At 59.1% G+C, this 19,255-nt stretch carries 17 protein-coding genes; 14 read left to right on the top strand and 3 right to left on the bottom strand.

Annotated elements, in window-relative coordinates:
- The first annotated feature begins 71 nt into the window (after positions 1-71).
- A complete protein-coding gene (locus ACFSR7_RS03855) occupies positions 72-368 on the top strand; it encodes a hypothetical protein (RefSeq protein ID WP_378159219.1) in 297 nt (98 codons plus the stop codon).
- On the opposite strand, the gene gerQ is transcribed toward ACFSR7_RS03855, so the two are convergent.
- Entirely contained in the window at positions 365-847 is a 483-nt protein-coding gene (gerQ, locus tag ACFSR7_RS03850) for a spore coat protein GerQ (protein WP_378159218.1), read from the bottom strand. The two genes, ACFSR7_RS03855 and gerQ, sit on opposite strands and share 4 nt — an antisense overlap.
- Positions 848-1,222: 375 nt before the next feature.
- Here gerQ and cyoE point away from each other — a divergent pair, with 375 nt between their 5' ends.
- Together cyoE and ACFSR7_RS03840 are read left to right on the top strand one after the other, a co-directional pair.
- Positions 1,223-2,092, top strand: coding sequence for a heme o synthase (gene cyoE / locus ACFSR7_RS03845; protein WP_378159217.1), 870 nt, complete (start codon positions 1,223-1,225; stop codon positions 2,090-2,092).
- Between the two features lie 5 nt (positions 2,093-2,097).
- Positions 2,098-2,820 carry an SCO family protein gene (locus ACFSR7_RS03840; RefSeq protein WP_378159216.1) on the top strand — a complete coding sequence of 241 codons (723 nt, stop codon included), beginning with the start codon at positions 2,098-2,100 and terminating at the stop codon, positions 2,818-2,820.
- A gap of 99 nt (positions 2,821-2,919) precedes the next feature.
- Here ACFSR7_RS03840 and ACFSR7_RS03835 read toward each other — a convergent pair whose 3' ends face one another.
- Positions 2,920-3,279: a DNA primase gene (locus ACFSR7_RS03835; RefSeq protein WP_378159215.1), complete on the bottom strand. Its 360-nt coding sequence runs from the start codon at positions 3,277-3,279 to the stop codon at positions 2,920-2,922.
- Between the two features lie 192 nt (positions 3,280-3,471).
- Between ACFSR7_RS03835 and ACFSR7_RS03830 the strand changes: the two genes are divergently transcribed.
- Entirely contained in the window at positions 3,472-5,235 is a 1,764-nt protein-coding gene (locus tag ACFSR7_RS03830; RefSeq protein ID WP_378159214.1) for an ABC transporter ATP-binding protein, read from the top strand.
- A complete protein-coding gene (locus tag ACFSR7_RS03825; RefSeq protein WP_378159213.1) occupies positions 5,213-7,081 on the top strand; it encodes an ABC transporter ATP-binding protein in 1,869 nt (622 codons plus the stop codon). Before ACFSR7_RS03830 ends, ACFSR7_RS03825 begins: the two co-directional genes overlap by 23 nt.
- Positions 7,082-7,395: 314 nt before the next feature.
- Here the strand turns inward: ACFSR7_RS03825 and ACFSR7_RS03820 are convergent, their stop codons facing one another.
- Entirely contained in the window at positions 7,396-8,637 is a 1,242-nt protein-coding gene (locus tag ACFSR7_RS03820; protein ID WP_378159212.1) for an MFS transporter, read from the bottom strand.
- A 193-nt stretch (positions 8,638-8,830) separates the two neighbouring features.
- Here ACFSR7_RS03820 and ACFSR7_RS03815 point away from each other — a divergent pair, with 193 nt between their 5' ends.
- The 9 genes from ACFSR7_RS03815 (at position 8,831) to ACFSR7_RS03775 (ending at position 19,193) form a co-directional block, all read left to right on the top strand.
- On the top strand, positions 8,831-9,214 hold the full coding sequence (locus ACFSR7_RS03815) for a GntR family transcriptional regulator (RefSeq protein WP_378159576.1): 384 nt from the start codon (positions 8,831-8,833) through the stop codon (positions 9,212-9,214).
- A 5-nt stretch (positions 9,215-9,219) separates the two neighbouring features.
- A complete protein-coding gene (locus ACFSR7_RS03810; protein ID WP_378159211.1) occupies positions 9,220-9,966 on the top strand; it encodes an ABC transporter ATP-binding protein in 747 nt (248 codons plus the stop codon).
- Positions 9,963-11,573: a hypothetical protein gene (locus tag ACFSR7_RS03805; protein WP_378159210.1), complete on the top strand. Its 1,611-nt coding sequence runs from the start codon at positions 9,963-9,965 to the stop codon at positions 11,571-11,573. The genes ACFSR7_RS03810 and ACFSR7_RS03805 overlap by 4 nt, the downstream gene beginning before the upstream one ends.
- Before the next feature lie 72 nt (positions 11,574-11,645).
- The gene (locus ACFSR7_RS03800) at positions 11,646-12,092 is read left to right on the top strand and encodes a hypothetical protein (RefSeq protein ID WP_282907260.1); all 447 of its coding nucleotides are present in this window, start codon (positions 11,646-11,648) and stop codon (positions 12,090-12,092) included.
- Positions 12,089-13,210: a transglutaminase domain-containing protein gene (locus ACFSR7_RS03795; RefSeq protein ID WP_378159209.1), complete on the top strand. Its 1,122-nt coding sequence runs from the start codon at positions 12,089-12,091 to the stop codon at positions 13,208-13,210. Before ACFSR7_RS03800 ends, ACFSR7_RS03795 begins: the two co-directional genes overlap by 4 nt.
- Before the next feature lie 431 nt (positions 13,211-13,641).
- The gene (locus tag ACFSR7_RS03790) at positions 13,642-15,666 is read left to right on the top strand and encodes a peptidoglycan D,D-transpeptidase FtsI family protein (RefSeq protein ID WP_378159208.1); all 2,025 of its coding nucleotides are present in this window, start codon (positions 13,642-13,644) and stop codon (positions 15,664-15,666) included.
- Between the two features lie 156 nt (positions 15,667-15,822).
- Entirely contained in the window at positions 15,823-16,521 is a 699-nt protein-coding gene (locus ACFSR7_RS03785; protein ID WP_378159207.1) for a response regulator transcription factor, read from the top strand.
- Positions 16,511-17,980, top strand: a complete 1,470-nt coding sequence (locus tag ACFSR7_RS03780) for a sensor histidine kinase (RefSeq protein WP_378159206.1) — start codon at positions 16,511-16,513, stop codon at positions 17,978-17,980. The genes ACFSR7_RS03785 and ACFSR7_RS03780 overlap by 11 nt, the downstream gene beginning before the upstream one ends.
- Positions 17,981-18,080: 100 nt before the next feature.
- Positions 18,081-19,193: a TolB family protein gene (locus ACFSR7_RS03775; RefSeq protein WP_378159205.1), complete on the top strand. Its 1,113-nt coding sequence runs from the start codon at positions 18,081-18,083 to the stop codon at positions 19,191-19,193.
- Positions 19,194-19,255 lie beyond the last annotated feature (62 nt).

Here is a 19,255-nt window from a genome sequence, read left to right as displayed (position 1 = left end):
ATTAGCCGCTTGACGCGGCATCGGTTTAGTATGGGCGCCGCACGATTGAAATATGAGGGGAGAGATGTCGGATGTCCTTGATTCTGTTTTGCGAATACAGTATTCCGGAAGCGCACAGGGACCGTTTCCTGGCTTGGGCGCGCGAAGCGCCGTCGAAATGGGAAGGAGCGGAGCTGGCGGAAAACCGGGAGCAGCCCGGCGTATTTGTGGAACTGCGCCGGCCCGCAGACGAGCGGGAAGCGTCCGAAATGAAAAAAGAACGCCTCGAAGGGCGTTCCTGGTCGGAGATGGAGGCCTGGGTAAAAGGCGGACGCGAAGGTCTGAGGATATGGAACTTCGCGCCGGTTGCTTTTGTAACGGCCGATTAGCGGCGGGCAACCGGATTGCTTGCCGTGCCGAAGGGCAAATTATAGTTAAGCGGTTCGTCGAACGTGATGTAATCGAGGTTCAGCGTGAGCAGCAGGTACCGCATTCCTGTAGCAGGGTCGCTGATGATGATGTGATCGCGGCCGGCAGCCTCAAGAACGCCCTTGAAGATTTTCGCGTTCCATTCGCTGTTGTTCTCGTAGGTCATGTAAAGCGTAGCCACTTTGCCGAGGTTCATGCGCAGGATATTCTCGACGTAGGATTCCTCGCGGCCGGAGGTCGGGAGGAACGTGGTGACCGGCAGCGCGGCCGGCGGCGTCATGTTCATCGGCATCATGTTCGTCGGCATCGCGCCGTTCGGAACGGCTGCCATACCGGAAGGCATTCCGGGCATCGCGCCCATATTCATGGGGACGGCGGTCGTTGCGTTCATCGGCATTTGCGGGATGTTTCCTTGGGGCCAAGCCATGCGATTGTACAAGGGAGATCCTCCTTTAATTGGGGGCGCCTAGGCGCGGGTTAATAAACGAGTGGGCAATCGGACTGGAGCGGGACGTAGAATCAATCTGTGTGTCTGAACCGCAGCGTTCCACGGCGAACCTCGCCTGCCCGGTCGCCTGGGCGAATGTCTCCATACAATGTATTGCGCCCATGGGCAAAGTGTGACAGACGGCGACACGGCTTTTTGACGCTTTGAAGGCGGTCGAATGTCAAGGGGATGGCGCGCAGGTGGCGATTTGATGAACAGCCCCGCGCGAACATTGTCAAGGTGTGCAGATTTGGTTATCATCTAATAGAAGGAAATAGATAAACGTTTCGGCCGTTCGCGGCTTTTTATGTTTGAAGGAGGCTCATCGTGTTCAAAGATCTTGTGGCCCTGACCAAGCCGCGCATCATTCGTCTTAACCTCGTCGCGGCATTTGGCGGGTTCTGGGTCGCATCAAGGTGGCAAGTCCAGAGTTGGGACTTTTGGCTGGACCTGATCTGGATGCTGATCGGCACGACGCTGACGATGGCCGCGGCTTGCGTCTTCAACAACTATTGGGACCGGGACTTCGATACCAAGATGTCCCGCACGAGCGATCGCGCGCTCCCGCAAGGACGACTATCCCCAGGCTTCGTTCTGGGCTATTCGATCGGTCTGGGCGCGCTCGGGATCGCAACGCTGTTTCTCCTGGTCAATCCGCTCTGCGGCTGGCTGGGACTGCTTGGCATGTTCGTTTACGGCGTCGTTTATACGATCTGGCTGAAGCGCACCTCCACCTGGAGTACGTCGATCGGCGGAATTTCCGGCGCGATGCCGCCCGTGATCGGATACTGCGCGGTAACCGGCCAAGTCGACGCGGGCGCCTGGATTCTGTTCGCGCTCTTGTTCCTCTGGCAGCCTCCGCACTTCTGGTCGCTGACGATTCGCCGCGTGGAGGAATACCGGGCTGCCGGCTTCCCCGTGCTTCCGGTCGTGAAGGGCATTCTTCGCACCAAGTGGCAGATGATTCCTTATATTCTGCTTCTGCTGGTCGCTTCGATCCTGCTGTATACGTACGATTACGTCGGCATTTATTATCTCGTGCTGTCGGTCGTCATCGTAGGCGCATGGCTTATCCACGCTATATCGGGACTCGTTGCGAAGGATACGGAGAAGTGGGCGAAAATGGACTTTCTGTTTTCCGTTAATTACCTGATGATTATGTTTCTAGTGATGATACTCGATACGAACGGAGTGTAGCGTACATGTCTCAAGAGTTCGAAGGACCCGGCGTAACCGGGAATCAAGATCGACCCGGCACGGGTCCGGCGACCGTGAACGTGAATCTTAGCGGTACCGTTCAGGTCAAGCCGGCGAAGCCTTGGTATGTGCGCTACGGATTTTCGCTGGCGCTGTTCGCGCTGCTGCTCGTGCTGATCGCCTGGCTGCTCATCCGTCAGCAGCAAGCGGACAAGCTTCCGGACCTGGGGGCCGCGCCCGACTTTACTTACCAGGATATCGACGGCAAAGATGTCAGCATGAGCTCGCTCGACGGCAAGGTACGACTGGTTTACTTCTTCTTCACCAATTGCCCGGATGTGTGCCCGCCGACGACGTTCATGCTCTCCCAAGTTCAGAACAAGTTTAAGGCAGAGGGCGAGTTCGGCAAAAATGTCGACATCGTTTCCGTGACGATTGACCCGGTCCGGGATACGCCCGAAGCGCTGCGCGTGTTCGGGGATAAGTTTCACGCTGACTACACAGGCTGGAAGTTCCTGCGCGGCGACGAAGCCGAGACGGCGGATCTCGCTTCCAAGTATGGCTTGCTTGCGATCAAGGATGCGGACGGATTTTTCTCCCACGCCAATCTGATCGTTCTCGTCGACAAGAAGGGACGCATGCGCGAGCAGATCTTGCCTGAATCGTCTCAGGTTCCTAATTCGGCGACGGCCGACGATGTGTACGCGAAGGTCAAAAAGTTGATGTGAACAATTGATAAAGCACCCCTCAGCGCGTCGTTTGCGGCGCCGAGGGGTGCTTTATTTTGCGGAGACGTTGGGCAAGGGACAGCGGGCTATCGCGAACTGCTATTCCCGCCATTTGTCGGTCTCAGGAGCCGGGTATACGATAAACGCCTCGAGTCCCGCCTTTTCCAGCTGCTGGATCAGGTATTCTTCGGGCGTGCCTTCAACGCCGGCGTACCCGCGTCTCGTATAGATATGATCGGCATCGGGAAATACGTCGCGGAGCACGCCCCGAATGCGCCGGCCGGAAGAATCGTTGTCCATGTACAGGTACACATGCCGGCGGCCGATCGCCTTGCGCAGCGCTTCGATCCGGCTCGTGCTGAGCGTGCCGAAGGTACAGTGGATCGGCACCTCCGGAGACAGGACCCGCGCGAGCCGGCTCCTGTCGTTTTTTCCTTCGACGATGATGGCTATGTCCAACGCGGTGGCGCCTCCTCGTGTCGCGAACAACCGTGTCGGCAACGGTTTCCGCCGTCTGTATTTGTTTTATTGTACCACAGGGTCCGGGTATTCTAAGCGTAGGGCGGGACAGGCATGTTTGAGACCGCTGTCAAAAAGTTTTAGAATAGGGCCTATACGAAAGGACCATCTCTCACCGGGAAGTGATGCAGGTTGAAGCCAAAGCGAATGCTCAGGGATTACATCAAGTCGAAATGGCATGTGTACGGGTTCGCCATCCTGCTCATCGCGGCGGGCAATGCGATCCAATCTTACTACCCCAGGCTGCTCGGGAGCTTCACGGACCGGCTGCAGCAGGGAAGTCTGTCGCATGAGACCATCGTCGATTACAGCCTGCGGCTGCTGGCTGTCGGCGTCGGGTTCGGCGTATTGGCCGGGGCAGGCCAATATGTCGTCATGCGGCTGGGCAGGTTGTACGAGTTCGACATGCGCAAAAAGCTTTTTGCCCACTTCACGACGCTAAGCGAACATTTTTATTCGAGAAACGGCGTCGGCAAGCTGCTCAGCTACGTGATGAACGATGTGACCGCCGTCCGGGAATCGATCTCCATGGGCATCAACCAGACGACGAACGCGACGATTCTGATCCTGTCGGCGATGGTCATGATGACGCTCAGCGACATTCCGCTGCATCTCGTGCTCGTCTGCGTGCTGCCGCTGCTGCTGATTCCCTGGATCGTGACGCGGTTCGGGCCGGTTATCCGCAAGCGTTCGCTCCATGTCCAGGACTCGCTCGGCAAAATGACGGAGTCGGCGGAGGAGCAATTCGGCGGTATTCGCGTGACGAAAAAGTTTGCGGCAGAGGAGACGATGAACCGCCGCTTCGGGGAGACGGTCGATCGGATTCGCGACAATCAGCTGCGGCTGGTTCGTGTTTCATCGCTGTTTCAGGCGATTATTCCGTTTCTGGGCGCGCTCTCCATGATCGTGACGATCGCCTACGGCGGTTATCTGACGATCCGGCATACGATCACGCTGGGCAACTTCGTCGAGCTCACGCTGTATATTCGCATGATGGTCGCACCGCTGCAGTCGATCGGCAACGTCATCAACACGATGCAGCGGTCTCGCGCCTCGCTCGAGCGAATCGGCAACCTGATGGCGGTGGAGCCGGATATCCGGGAAACGGAGGGGGCCCGTCATCGCAGTCTTGATCAGGCTGCAATCAGTATTCGGAATCTCAGCTTCGCTTATCCCGAAGCCGAGCGGCCGTCGCTGCGCGATATCCGTCTCGATATCGCGCCGGGCCGGACGCTCGGCATCCTGGGCAAGACGGGCAGCGGCAAAACGACGCTCGTCAAGCTGCTGCTGCGCGCGTACGATCCGCCGGCCGGCACGATCCGCATCTCCGGCGCGGACATTCGGGAGCTCACGCTCGAGAGCCTGCGGGATCAGATCGCTTACGTTCCTCAGGAGGGCTTCCTTTTCAGTACGACGATTCGCGACAACATCGCTTTTTACAAACGGGATACGGAGTTGCCTACGGTTGAAAAAGCCGCCAGGCAAGCTCAAATCTACGGCTCGATCGCCGAGCTGCCGGAGAGCTTCGACACGAGATTGGGCGAGCGGGGCGTCACGCTCTCCGGCGGACAGCGCCAGCGTACGGGACTCGCCCGCGGCCTGATCAAGGACGCCCCGGTGCTTATAATGGACGACAGCGTCAGCGCCGTCGATGCGATTACGGAGAAACGGATCATCGATGGCATCCGCAAGGCCCGCAAGGGCAAGACGACGATCATCATCGCGCACCGGATCAGCGCGCTCAAGCATGCCGACGAGATCGTCGTCATGGACGAAGGACGCATCGTGCAGCGAGGCACGCACCTGGAGCTGCTGGCGCAAGCGGGCTTGTACGCGACTTTGCATGCCATTCAGGAGGAGGGAGGCCGCGAAGATGCAGAACCGACCGCCCGCTGAGAAGAAAAAGTCCGCTGAAAAGAGACAGCCTGCTGATCAGAGACAATCCGCAGACCAGAGATCGTCCTCGGACAAGAAGCTCCCCACGGACCAGAAGGCCGCTTTCCGCGCTTTTTTCGGATACGTTCGCCCGCACCGGCTTTCATTTCTGCTTGTCTTCTGCTGTACGGTGCTGGCTATTGCAGCCGATCTCGCGCAGCCATATCTCGTCAAGGTCGCCATCGACGACAATATTCTCAAGGGACGCGACGACTTCGGCACGCTGCTCGTGATCTGCGCGATCTATTTGGGCCTTGCGCTGTCCGGTTTTCTTTTTACTTATTTGCAAAACAATCTGCTGCAGTATCTCGGTCAGAACATCATCGGACGTATCCGCAAGGATCTGTTCGCGCATATCGGCAAGCAGTCAATGTCGTTTTTCGACCGGATGCCGGCAGGCAGCCTGATCACGAACGTGTCGAGCGACACGGAGACGCTGAACCAGTTTTTTTCCCAGGTGCTCCTTAGCCTCGTGCGCGACGGACTGACGCTTGTTTTTATTATCGTCATTATGTTCCGGCTCGACGTCACGCTCACGCTGTACTGTCTCATCCTGCTGCCCGTCATCGCTTGTATCGCGATCGGATTCCGGACTTATATGAGAAAAACGTACCAGATCTCGCGCGCGGCGCTGTCTCGCCTGATCGCGTTCGCCGCGGAAAACCTGGCGGGGATGAACCTGATCCAGGCGTTCCACCAGGAGCGGGAGCAGCAGAACAGGTTCACCGACAATAACCGGACGTACCTTCGGGCGAATCTGCGCGAGATCCGCACCAACGTGCTGTTCAACCGATCGTTCGATATCCTGGGCAGCCTGTCCATCGCGCTCGTCACCTGGCTGGGCGGCGTGGCGGTGTTCAACAGCGCGATCGAATTCGGCGTGCTCTACGCGTTCATTACTTACATTCGCCAGTTTTTCCAGCCGATCAGCACGATTACGTCGCAGTGGAACACGCTGCAGTCGACTACGGTGTCCGTCGGCCGCATCTGGAGTCTGTTCGCCGTGAAGCCGGAGATCGAGGACGCGGCAGAGACGCGGGCGTTGGAGCCTGATCATGTAGCCGGGCGGATCGACTTTAATCATGTCCGGTTCGGCTATCAACAGGACGTGCCCGTCCTGCACGATCTGGATCTGCATATCGCGCCCGGCGAGATGATCGGCATCGTCGGCACGACGGGCGCGGGCAAAAGCTCGCTGATCAGCCTGCTGTGCCGCTTCTATGACGTGTGGGAGGGAGATATCCGCATCGACGGCACGGACATCCGGGCGCTCCCGCAATCGTCGCTGCACCGGCTGGTCGGGCTCGTGCAGCAGGAGCCATATTTGTACTCGGGCAGCATCGTCGACAACATCCGCATGTTCGACGAGGAGATCACGCGCGACGAAGTGATCCGCGCTTGCCGATTCGTCGGCGCGGACGATCTGATCGGCAGGCTTAAGGACGGCTACGACACGATGCTGTCGGAGCGAGGGAGCGGGCTGTCCGCGGGCGAGCGGCAGATGATCTCGTTTGCGCGAATCATCGTGTTCAAGCCGAAGATCCTCATCCTCGACGAAGCGACGGCGAACCTGGATTCGTATACCGAGCACCTGATCCAGCGCGCGCTGCGGGTCGTCTCCCGGGAGCGGACGACGCTCGTCATCGCACACCGGCTGTCGACGGTCATGCGGGCGAACCGCATCATCGTCATGAGCGGCGGCCGCATCGTCGAATCGGGCAGCCATGCGGAGCTGCTTGAGCAGCATGGGTACTATGAGGAGCTGTACCTGCACTCGCAGGGCAAGGAGGAGCGTGAGACGGGGTGAGGAGGCGCGCCGGGGTAAAGGCGGGTCGCAGCCGGGGCGAAGGCTGAGGGGAAATAAGGATATAGCGCATCGCTATTGCGGGATAGTGCCTGGAAGATTGCGAAATAAGGATGTGGCGCATCGTTATTGCGGGATAGTGCCTGGAATTTTACGAAATAAGGATGTGGCGCATCGCTATTGCGGGATAGTGCCTGGATTTTTGCGAAATAAGGATGTGGCGCATCTCTATTCCGACGAAGCGCCCGGCGTTATGTCCCTACTCAGACCCAAAAAAACTGCCGCGCCCGATATCGGATGCGGCAGTTTTTTTGGCTTCAAGCGTGAGGCACCGCCGGCTGCGGATGCCAGCCTTCCTTGTACACGGGCTTTGGAGCCAGAGCCAGCAGCGCGAGCATGAGAATCGCGAAGGAGAGGAAAAACGGCGACAGATGTCCGCGGAAGGCGCCAGCCGCCACCGGGCCGAGGAAGGCGCCGACGGAGGAGGCGATCGCCATGAGCGAGAACGTCCGTCCGTACCGGGCAGGGCCGCTGAGCTGCAGCAGGAACGACGTCATCGCGGGGAACACGACGCCTTTGGCCATGCCGACGACGAACAGGAGCGCCATCATGGGGACCGGCCAGTCCGAGGCGAGCCCGTAGTAAGCTAACGCAAGCAGCAGCACGCCGATAATGCAGCGCGAATAAGGAAGGTAGCGCTGCAAAAACAGCAGGCCAAGCGTGGCGAGCGCGCCGAGGCTTACGACGGAGAACAGAATGCCCGTCTTCAGCACGCCGCCATCCTCGGCCGAGATTGCCCGCAGCGGCAGCTCGAAGGAGAGGATGCCTTGCGCGAATGCCATAGCTACGGGCAGCAGGAATACCGCCCAGGGAAACCTTCGTAACGCGCCTCCGGCCGAGGCCTCTTCCGCTTCTTCGGCAGGCGCAGGCGCGCCGACCGAAGCCTGTTCCGCCAGCGCGGCTTCGCTCGCGGCTTCGGCAGCATCGGCAGCGACGTCTGCATCGGCGTCACGTTTCGGATCACGCACGAACCAAAGCGACAGCAGGCCGGTCGCGAGCAGGCCCCATCCCAGGAGGGCGAACGATTGGGCGAAGCCGACCTTGGCGGCGAGATACGCCCCCGCGGCTGGAGACACGACGGAGGCGATCGTATGGACGAGCCCGTTGCCCGCCATCAGTTTGCCGCGTTGAATGTGATCCCGCGTCAGCTTCGCGAGTAGCGACAGACAGGCCGGAGACAAGAAAGCGAGCACGAAGCCGCTCACCGAGCGGACGTAGAGCAGATGCCAGGGATCGGTGACCCTGGATTGCAGCAGAAGCAGCACGCCGGCGCCGACGAGACTGGCCGAGATAAAAAATCGGCTCCCGTACCGGTCCACGCCGTACCCGGCCAACAGATTGCCCGGCAGGTGCGTGAGCGAGTACATGCCCATCACCAGTCCGATGAACGAAGGCGCTGCGCCAAGCGACACGGCGAACGGCGTGAGCATCGGATACTGGGCGTGAAGATCGAAGAACGCGACGAATAAAAACAAATACAGCCATATGGCCATCCTCACCGGCGTTCGCCTCCATTTGCAAAGACGCAGTACGGGCGTCTTAAACGTTATTTCTACTTGTACGCCGGGTAGGACGAGGTTATGACCTTTGCCGGGAAAGAGGGATTGAAGTGTATGGCGGTGTATGATACACTGCACATATAGTGTATGGTGTGTGACCATACACTTCATACAAAGGAAGCGGGGTGTGGCAATGCCGCCGATCCGCATATGGAAGCCGGAGGACTTCCGGCTCGATCCGGCCCGTCCGCTGTACGAGCAGTTCGTAGAGCAGATGCGCGCGATGATCGCAAGAGGCGAGCTCGAGCCCGGGACGCGGCTGCCGTCCGTCCGCGAGGCGGCGGCGAGCCTGCGCGTCAATCCGACGACGATCATGAAGACCTATCAGGAGCTGGAGCGCACGGGAATAATCGTGACTTACAGGGGGCAGGGAACGTTCGTGACGGAGGACAAAGCGGTAATAGGGATCTCGCGCAGAGAACTGGCGCGGGAAGCGGTCGCGAGGCTCGAAGAGACGGCTCGCTCGATTGGATTGACTCTCGATCAATTATTGGCGTTAGCCCGGGAAAAGGAGTGATCGTCATGGCGGAATCTCGATACTCGGACAGGAATATCCTTATAGGACCCGCAGCCAAGGCGCCGGCCATCCGCTGCGTGGACGTGACGCTTCGCGTCAAAAAGAAAACCGTGCTCGACGGCGTAACCTTCGAGATACCGGCCGGCAGCCTCGCAGGATTGCTCGGTCCGAACGGCGCGGGCAAGTCGTCGCTCATGCGCATTCTGACGGGCATGTACCCGCCGGACAGCGGTCGGGCCGAGCTGTTCGGCGCCCCTGCCGGTCCCGAGCGGCTCGGCGTACTGTCCTTTCTGCCGGACCGGGGACAGCTGCCGCCGTATCTCGGCGCGGGAGAGTGGCTGCGGCTGGCGGCGGGGCTCTATCCGGATTGGAGCCAGGACCGGATGGAAGAGCTGAGCGTCAAGCTGGACGTGGATCGCGGCCAACGGATCGGTTCGATGTCGCGCGGCCAGGAGGCGCGGCTTCAACTGCTCACCAGCCTGTCGCGGCAGGCGCCGATCATCATTCTCGACGAGCCGTTCGCGGGCGTCGACTTGGTCTCGCGCGAGTCGATCGCGCAGGCGGTGGTCGGAGAGCTGGCGGACGGCGAGCGAACGTTCCTGATCGCCACGCACGATATACGCGAGATGGAAAACTTATTTGACCGGATCGTGCTCATCGGCGAAGGACGCTTGCTCGGCTGCCACGACGTGGAGACGCTCCGGGCCGGCGGACGTTCGGTCGAATCGTGTTACAGGGACGTGTTCGCATGAGGCTGCGGAGCGATCGCGACATTAGTCGGAACGAGTCGGGGAACGCCCGCGATGCATTGCTCAGACTCGAGTGGCAGGCCTACCGAACTTATTTGCCGAGGGACGCTGCTTCGTGGTCCTACTGGGCGCTTTTTCTGGCGGTGCTGCTCGTTGCTGCCGTTCTTTTTCTGGGAGACCGTTTCGCGATCAAGTCCGTATTCGGGCTCGGCGCCAGTCTGTCGTTTTTGGTCGCCTTGTATGCGGGAGGCGGGATGGCATTGACGTTATGGGAAAACGGATTTCGGGAATGGTGGATCTGTCTGCCTGTCTCCCGCCGCGAACTGACGAGGGCAAAAGTCATCGCGGCCTGCGGCATGCAGTACGTTACGGCAGGCGGCGTCTGGCTCGTATGCTGCCTGTTCGGCCTGGTCCGCTTGGCGGGACAGGACGATACCGGGGCGATAATAAGCGGGGGCGGCTTATTGACTGCGGCGATCAGCTACGGCTTGCTGTCCGCGGCAATCGTGCCTCTCGGCGTAACTGCCGGATATTGCCTGGCGGGCATGAACTACGGCTGGAGAAGGTGGTTGCTCATCCCATGGCTCGTGCTGTTTATCGCACCGTTCATCCTGTTCGCCCTCATATATGGCGCGGATACGGCAGACTACCTGGACCCCGGCAGCGCAGCGATATACGCCGGCTTGGCGGCGCTGCTCGCTGCCGGCGCATACCGTTTATGCCTCGCGCTGAATTCGAAGTTCGGCATGGCGGATCTTGCCCGCCATCGGCCGGGGGGCACCGGCATGGGCAACAAGCGCGCACGCCGCACGAAAGCGATCGGCGCCGGCCGAATCGGCACCGGCTTCTCCGCGGTGTATGCGCTGGAGCGTTCGAGGTACCGTTACTGGGGCGCGAACAAGTCGGTTCGCATCGTCTACGCATGCCTCCTCGCGGTGGCAGGGGTCGGCGGCTACTTCGGGGCTTCCAATCCGTACCAGACGATGGATATGCTCAGAACCATGCTGGTGATTCCTTGCATCCTGCCCGTCGTCGTCCTCACGGTAATGATGTCGCATGAGGCGAACAAGCGCAGGCTGGAGTGGTGGCTCGGACTTCCGCATTCGCGGACGCGCCTGCTGCTCGCGAGATTCGCCGCCGTTTGGGCGTTCACGCTTCGGGGTGTCGGAGGACTATTGGCGGCACTGGCTGCGGGCATGGCGCTGAACGGACGGGAAGCCGCCTCTTACTTTTCGGAAGGCGACCGATTTTGGATTCCAGTCTATCTGCTGGGCGCATACGGACTTTGCGGCATGCTCGTTAGCGCGCTGTCCTTTATCCAAGTTTATTCGATGCGCAGTACCCTGATGGGCTGGCTGTTGATGCCGCTCTGGCTTGGCTGCTATTTTCTGCCGGGCACGATCCCCCGCTGGGCGTTGCCTGACGAACTGCTCGCTACGCGGGTCGGCACGGACTACTGGATCGGATTGACTGCAGCAGCGGCGCTTGCGCTAGCCGTCGTTCCGCTTTGCTTCCGTTCGGGCGCCAAGTGGATGCATCTTTACCTCTTCAATACGGTTGAAAACCGCCAGCGCAAGCGCGGAGAGCAAGCTTTCAAATTCCGGTCCTAAGTCCGGGGTTTTACGCGGGGCAAATCTGTAAAGTATAATAGAGTACAGATTTATAGCTATGGAGGAGATCTTATGAGCTTCGAACCAGAGGCCTGGAAGCAGTTCGTCACCGATCATTGGGTGTTGATTCTGATCGCAGTCGTCGCGCTGCTGGTCATATTAAACGTGGTCAAAACCGTGTTGAAGTGGGTGCTGGCCGCGGCGATTATCGTAGGCGTCGTCGTCTACGGCGGCTATACGGTGAACGATCTGAAAGAGATCGGCGGGCAGGTCGTGGAGACCGCGACATCGGCGGTGAAGGACGAAGCGGCCAAAGCGATGGCCGATGAAGCCAAAAAAGCGACCTATACGTTGAACCCGGACGGCACCTATCTCGTCAAATCTCCGAATCTGGAATTAACGGGCACCCCTAACTCCGGCGAGGTGGACGTGAAGTTCCGGAGCGTATCGCTGGGCACGTGGAAAATGGAAGGGCCCGTTCGCGACTTCGTGACGACGGCGCTTCAAGCATCGAAATGAGTTGGCTGGACGGGAACTTCGTCACTATCGCGCTGCTCGCGCTCGTAGCGGTGTCCCTGCTCCAAGGCATGAGGCGGGGCGCCAAGGGCTCCGCCAAGCAGTTGTTTTTGTTTTTATCCGGCGCGCTCCTGACGCTCATCGCGATGGGAGCGGCCGCCTGGTGCGCGTCTGCGGCTTCGCCGGCCGTTCAGCACTGGCTCGCGGATCGCGAATGGGCGCAGCCCGCCGCGGACGCTTCGACGTGGCGACAGCTCGGCTACACCGCTTATTCCGGCGTGCGGGATCTCCCACTGCTGCGCTTTGCCGTTTTGTTCTTGATCGCCTACTTGCTGCTTCGGTATGTGCTTGGCACGGTCTCCTCGCTGCTCATTCGCGTGGGCGCCGCGCCTTTTGTTCTTGTACCGGGCGGCGGACCTGTCAGCCGGACCGTCGGCGGACTCATCGGCGCTGCGTTGGGCGGCGGACGGGCGATTCTCGTGACCGCCGTCCTGTTCGCTTATTGCGCGTTGTCGCCGCAGAGCGTGTTCGCGCAGTATATCGAGCAGTCCGCGCTTTATCGCGAGGCGGCTGCGCAGATTATCCGGCCGGCTGCCGGCGACCTGCTGACCGAGCGGCTGCCGGTGCTGGCCGCGTCGATGCAGGGCGAGATGGATAAGCTATGGCAGAAGCGCTACGACATCATCGACGCCGACCTGCCGACGGATATCGTGAGCGCGGCGAAGGAAGTGACGGCGCAGTCCGACGGCGACGAGGCAAAGGCGAGGGCGCTGTACGACTGGGTCGGTACGCGGATCGCGTATGACAACGGAAAAGCCGAGGCGTACGAGAAGCGCGGGGAGTGGCGCGAGCAGTCGCCGGAGGATACGTTTCGCACGCGAGAGGGCGTCTGTATCGACTATGCGCGGTTGTACGCAGCGATGGCGCGATCGGTCGGTCTCAACGTGCGCGTCGTGACCGGACAAGGCTACAACGGGCAAGGCGGCTACGGTCCGCATGCCTGGAACGAGGTGCTGCTCGGCGACCGGGGCGAGTGGATACCGCTCGACTCGACGTGGGCGAAAACGGGCGATTGGTTCAATCCGCCGCGCTTCGACGATACGCACATTCGCTCGGCGTAGGCGGTAGCGGAAAAAAGTTCCGCTATCGCGCCGGGTCATGTGTGTCTGCGAGCCGATAGCGGAAGAAAGTTCCGCTATTGCGCTGGGTAACGTGCGTTTGCGAGCCTGTAGCGGAAGAAAGTTCCGCTAATGCGCCGGGTAATATGTGTTTACGAGCCGATAGCGGAAGAAAGTTCCGCTATTGCGCCGGATAACGTGTGTTTGCGAGCCGGTAGCGGAAGAATGTTCCGCTATTGCGCTGGGTAATATGTGTCTGCAAGCCGGTAGCGGAAAAAAGTTCCGCTATCGCGCAGACACAAGTGTGCGCAGAGGCTGGTCGCGGCAATCACTGCCGCTAATGCGGCGCATACTTCTTTATTATCGGCCAACAATTCGGCAAAGCGGTACGATGGCCCGCTTGCGGGCCCAGCATTTACAGGAGGAACTGGCTTATGAGCGACAAGCTGACGGAAGAGGCGGAGCGCAGAGGGATACGCAACCGCCGTCACTTCAGCATTCGTCTGAACTTTTTCTTTTTTACCGTATTCGGATTGTTCTCCGTACTGATCATTCGTCTCGCTTACCTGCAATTCGTAGAGGGGCCGAGCCTGAAGGAACAGGAGCATCAGATGGCGACGAAGGACGTGTCGATCCCGCCGATCCGCGGCAACATTTACGATTCGACAGGGGTTCCGATCGCGTATTCCACGTCGACGCAGTCGCTCTACTTCACGCTGGAGCCGGGCACCAAGAAGGCCGCGGGTCTCGACCTGGCCGCGCGCATCGAGGCCGTGTTCAAGCAATATGGGGACAAGACCAAGGAAGCGCTCACGGCGTCCGAGATTTACGACGACATGGACTTCGAGGGCAAGGTCCATTATCCGTTTCAACAGCGCCGGATTAAGTCGGGATTGACGAAGGACGAGATCGCCTACTTCAGCGAGCACCGCGACGAATTCAAGGGCATCGACATCGTCGAGGAGAGCATCCGCCAATACAGTCCGGAGCGCGTCGCGACGCAGCTCGTCGGCTATATGAAGCAGTTGTCGGGGGCGACCTCGCTTAGTTTCTACAAGGACATTAACAAGGATCAGGACGACCCGACGCTTAAATACCTGGATACGGAGGACGTCGGCTTCGACGGTCTCGAGCTTATGTATCAGTCGGAGCTGCGCGGCCGCAACGGGCTGAAGACCTATCCGGTCAACAACCAGAGCCAGATCATCGGTCCGATGGAGCTGACCAAGCCGGTCAAGGGAGACAACCTGTATCTGACGATCAACAAGGACGTACAGTTGGCGACGCAAAACGCGATCACCGAGCATCTGCAAAAAATTCGTACGTCCAACAACAAGCAGGAACGCGCGTCGAACGCCAAAACCGGATACGCGGTGGCGATGGAGGTCAAGACGGGCAAGGTCGTCGCGATGGCGAGCATGCCCGACTACGACGCGAACGTATGGCAGGGCGGCATCAGCGCGAAAAATTACGAGCAGTTCCAGTTTTATCTGAGCAACGGCGCCATCCGTGAGGTTCAGGCCCCATACGCTGACGAGAAGGAACGCAAAAAGCACCCGTCCTCGCTCGTCAACCTGGGGTCTACGCAGAAGCCGCTTACCATTTTGCTCGGCCTGAACGAAGGTTTGATTAATACCGGCTCCCAGATGTCCGATCCGGGTTACTTCGAATTCGGCGCCGAAGGCCACAAGACGAAGGTTCGCAACGCGGGCAGCGCCGCCAACGGCACGCTCACGCCGTCGTCGGCGATCGCCCACTCGTCCAACGCTTACATGGCCAAGATGGTCGGCAATGCGCTTTATTTGCGGGATGGAACCAAGGGACTGGATGTGTGGGACAGTTATATGAAGGAATTCGGGCTCGGCGTCAAGACGGATAGCGGACTGCCGGGGGAATCGAAAGGCTCGGTCAACTATTATATCGAGTCCAAGCGAGGCAGTCCGCAATCCGCGCTCATCTATTCCTCGTTCGGTCAACAGGGCCGTTACACGGCGCTGCAGCTGGCGCAGTACGCGACGACCCTCGCGAGCAGAGGTACGCGTCTGAAGCCGCAGTTCGTCGACCGCATCGAAGACACGGACGGCAACGTCGTGCAAGGCTACGAAGCTGAAGTGCTTAACAAGATCGAGTTTCCAAAAAGCTACTGGCAGACGATCGAGAGCGGCATGTCGCAGGTTAAGGTGCAGGGCTTCGAGGACTTCAAGTACTCGTTCCGGCGCAAGACCGGTACGTCCGAGCAGGATGTCGGCGGCGGCCGCGTCGAGAACGCGGTGTTCATCGCCTACGCGCCTGCCAACGATCCCAAGCTCGCGGTCGCGGTCGTCGTCCCCGAGGGCGGCTACGGCGGCTGGGGCGCGGCGCCGATCGCGCGCAAAATCTTCGACGCGTACGACGCGGCGGTGGGCTTGACGGACGCAGGACCGACGAAGAGCTCGACGAATACGTCCGCAGGGCAGTGAGGAAAAAATAAACCAGAGCCAGCTAGAAGCATCCATGATGCCCCGTCCGCACGACCGTGTTCTCCCGCGAGAGCCGATCTGCGGGCGGGGCTTTTTTAAATGAGAGGAAAATGGGGAATTTATCCTTATCCTTTACATAACGGAGGCGTCGCCCCAATGCACGAAAAAGTGATGGTCATCGAGGACGAGCGAAAAATCGCCGATGCCATAGCCTACGCCTTGAAGCGGGAGGGCTATGAAGTCGAGACGGTCTACGACGGCGGCGATGCATTGGCAAGACTAAGCGTCTACCAGCCCGATGCCCTCATCCTGGACGTGATGCTGCCGGGCATGGACGGCTATGACATCCTCAAGAAGCTGCAGAACAAAGGACATATCGGCGTCATTATGCTGACGGCCAAGGAGGATATCGTCAACAAAATTCTCGGGCTGGAGCTTGGCGCCGACGATTATATGACCAAGCCGTTCGATATGCGGGAGCTGCTGGCGCGTCTCCGGTCGCTGCTGCGGAGAATGCAGGCGGCCGGGGATAAAGAGGAAGCGGCCGAGATCGAGTTGGAAGGCGTCTCGCTGCATATCGGCAAAAGGCGGGCGGAGGCGGGCGGGAGACAGCTTGACCTGACGCCCAAGGAGTTCGACCTGCTAGCGCAGCTGGCAGCACGGCCCGGCCTGGTATACACAAGGGAGCAGCTGCTGGACCTGGTGTGGGGCATGGATTTTGCAGGAGGTACGAGGACCGTTGATATCCATGTGCAGCGGCTGAGAAAAAAGCTGGGCGAGCCGTACAGCGAGGTTATCCAGACCGTGCATGGGATCGGTTATAAAGCCGCGGGAGGCGGGCGCGTTGAGAATTAGCATCAAGCTTAAAACGAGCGCTTTTCTGGCTGCGCTGCTGCTGTTGACGGTCGTCGTACTGAGTCTGCTCGTGCTCCAGGGGATACAGAAAAATCAGCGCGTGCAGGTGGAGCAATACTTGGCTCAGCAGGCGGCGACGGCAAATACGTATTTGTATCAGTCGCTGACGGCAGAGCCGAACAAGGTGCCCGAGACATTCTTTGCTTCCAAAGGAGCAGAATTCGGCAAGCAGCTGGAGTGGATCAGCGGGCAGACGGTCGAGCTGTACGATGCGGACGGGAAGGCGATCTATAAAAACAAATCCGGCGCCGTGTCCGAGGGCATCGGGCAGACGCTGACCTATGCGCTTCAGCAGAAAACGGCATATTTAGTCGAAGGCGATTCGCTTTATTATCTGTCCCCCTTAAACGTTGGCAATGAGCAGGTGGGCGTCGTGCAGTTTTATTACGATCTGGCTGCGAACGACGTTTTTTATCATCAGATCAGGCAGCTTTTTGTGTATATCGGCGCCGGCACGTTTCTGCTCAGCTTTATTTTGGCGTATTTTTATTTCAATGCGCTTTCCGGCAGCATTATTAAGCTGAACCAGGCGGTGAACCGGATCCGGGAGGGCAGCTATGAGACGGCCGGCCTGGCGCGCAAGGACGAGCTCGGCGAGCTTGGCGAAGGCATTCGCATGATGAGTGAGCGCATCAGACGGACGATCCGGGACAAGGACGAGGAGCAGGAGAAACTGAAGCTGGCGGTCGACAAGCTGTCCAAGCTGGATCAGCAGCAGAAGCAGTTCATCGGCAATGTCACGCATGAATTCAAAACGCCGTTAACGTCGATCAAAGCCTACCTCGACCTCATGGACATGTATCCGGACGACGAGGAATTGCTGCAGACGGCCAAGACGAACATCGCCGGCGACACCCAGCGCTTGTACGAGATGGTCGAAAAGGTGCTGCAGCTGTCTGCGCTGGAGAAATACGATTTTGAATTTTCAAAAGAAAAGGTGGATGTGCGGCAGACGATCGAGTCCGTGCTGGGCAGCCTGCAGGGCAAGATGGACAAGTTCGGCCTCCGTCTGGAGACGAATCTGGCGGAAGCCAGCGCGGACGCGGACGGAGATAGCTTGACGATCGTGCTGATGAATCTGCTGGACAACGCGATCAAATACAACAAGACAAAAGGCAGTATTCGCGTCAGCTGCGCGGAGCGGGGCGGACAGGTCGTCATCGAGATTGCCGATACGGGCATCGGTATTCCGCAAGCGGTCGTACACAAGATCTTCGAGCCTTTTTATACGGTGGATAAAAACCGGTCGCGGGAAAACGGCGGCGCCGGTCTGGGACTTGCGTTGGCAAAAAAATATGCGGAAATGCAGGGCGGCTCCATTGTGCTCCTGCGGTCGGATGCGGAGGGAACGACGTTTAGCGTCGCCTATCCGGCTTGGGGCAGCAGAGAATCCGCATAATCATCGCACATTTTCGATATTATTGTTTACATTTTCGAAATAATCGGCCGTACTTTATCAACATTTGATTGGTAAATTGGTTGGCAAGGAGGGGATTTAAATGAAAGCAAACGTAATAAAAATCGCGGTCGCCGTTCCGGCACTGCTCATGACGCTCGCTGCGTGCAGCGACAACCAGGCCGGCAATCGCGAAGTAATCAAGGAGCCCGGCAAAACGATAACGGTCATCGACGATGCCGGCAAAGAAGTGGGCACGCCCGACATATCGGTAGGCAAGATCGATCCTCACGCGCATGTCGCCATTACCGACTGGCTTGACGAAGAGACGGTGATCGCGATTAAAGCCAATGAAGCGCTGGGCAAGATGAGCTTGGCAGAGTTGGCCGATTCCTACCCGAGAAGCCTTTATCGCTACAATCTCGGAACGAAAAAATACGAGTCGTTGAAGGAACAGAAAAAAGTGAATTTGGGCGGAGGAGAGCTGTCGCCGGACAAAAAGCATTTGCTTTACAGCGAGTTTTCGCTGGGCGATCCAATCTACCGCGTGTTGGACCTTGCGACGATGGAATCTTTCCCGATTACAGGCGGTCCGACGGCCGGCGCGATGAGCGCGCATTGGACGGACGATGGCAAGGTGATCGGCGCCGCATACAGCGGGGGAGCTTATACAGCTAGTACCGACGGCAAGATCGAGGCTGTGAAAGGGGTTCCGGCGGAAGGGCTGATCATCGTGCGCCAAATGAACGGCAAGATTTATTACAACTCCAATGCGGATGAGACGCTGCACATGGCTGATCCGGCCACGGGTACGCAGACCAATCTGAATCTGGCGCGCGTATCCGACGTGGTTCCTTCCCCGGACGGCAAGCAGATGCTCGTACTGCAGTACAACGATTCCAAAAAAACGTTGACGATGTTCGATGCCGACGGGAAAAATCCGAAAGTGATTGCGGAGGGAACGGAGCTTGAAGGCGTTTCCTGGTCGCCGGATCAGCGGCTGATCGCATATAGCCTCAAGGGCGCCGCGTTGGGAACGAACGTGATGGGACTCTATGTGTACGACCTTTTGGCCGACAAGTCGAGCAGCGTCGCGGTGAACGTCGAGAATCCGCAGACCGTCTGGAGTCCTTCCGGGCAAGCGTTTGCTTATACCGTATGGGACGGCAAGGAATTCAACAGCAGCGTCGTGCATCTGACGTTGGGGATGAAATAACGCTCAATAATGACGATCGTCACCATGCCCGCGGCGCTTCGCGCCGGGCTTGCGGACGATCT

Source organism: Cohnella sp. GCM10020058 (genome assembly GCF_042683485.1).
Classification (GTDB): Bacteria; Bacillota; Bacilli; order Paenibacillales; family Paenibacillaceae; genus Cohnella.
This window is presented reverse-complemented; position numbering and strand designations above follow the sequence as displayed.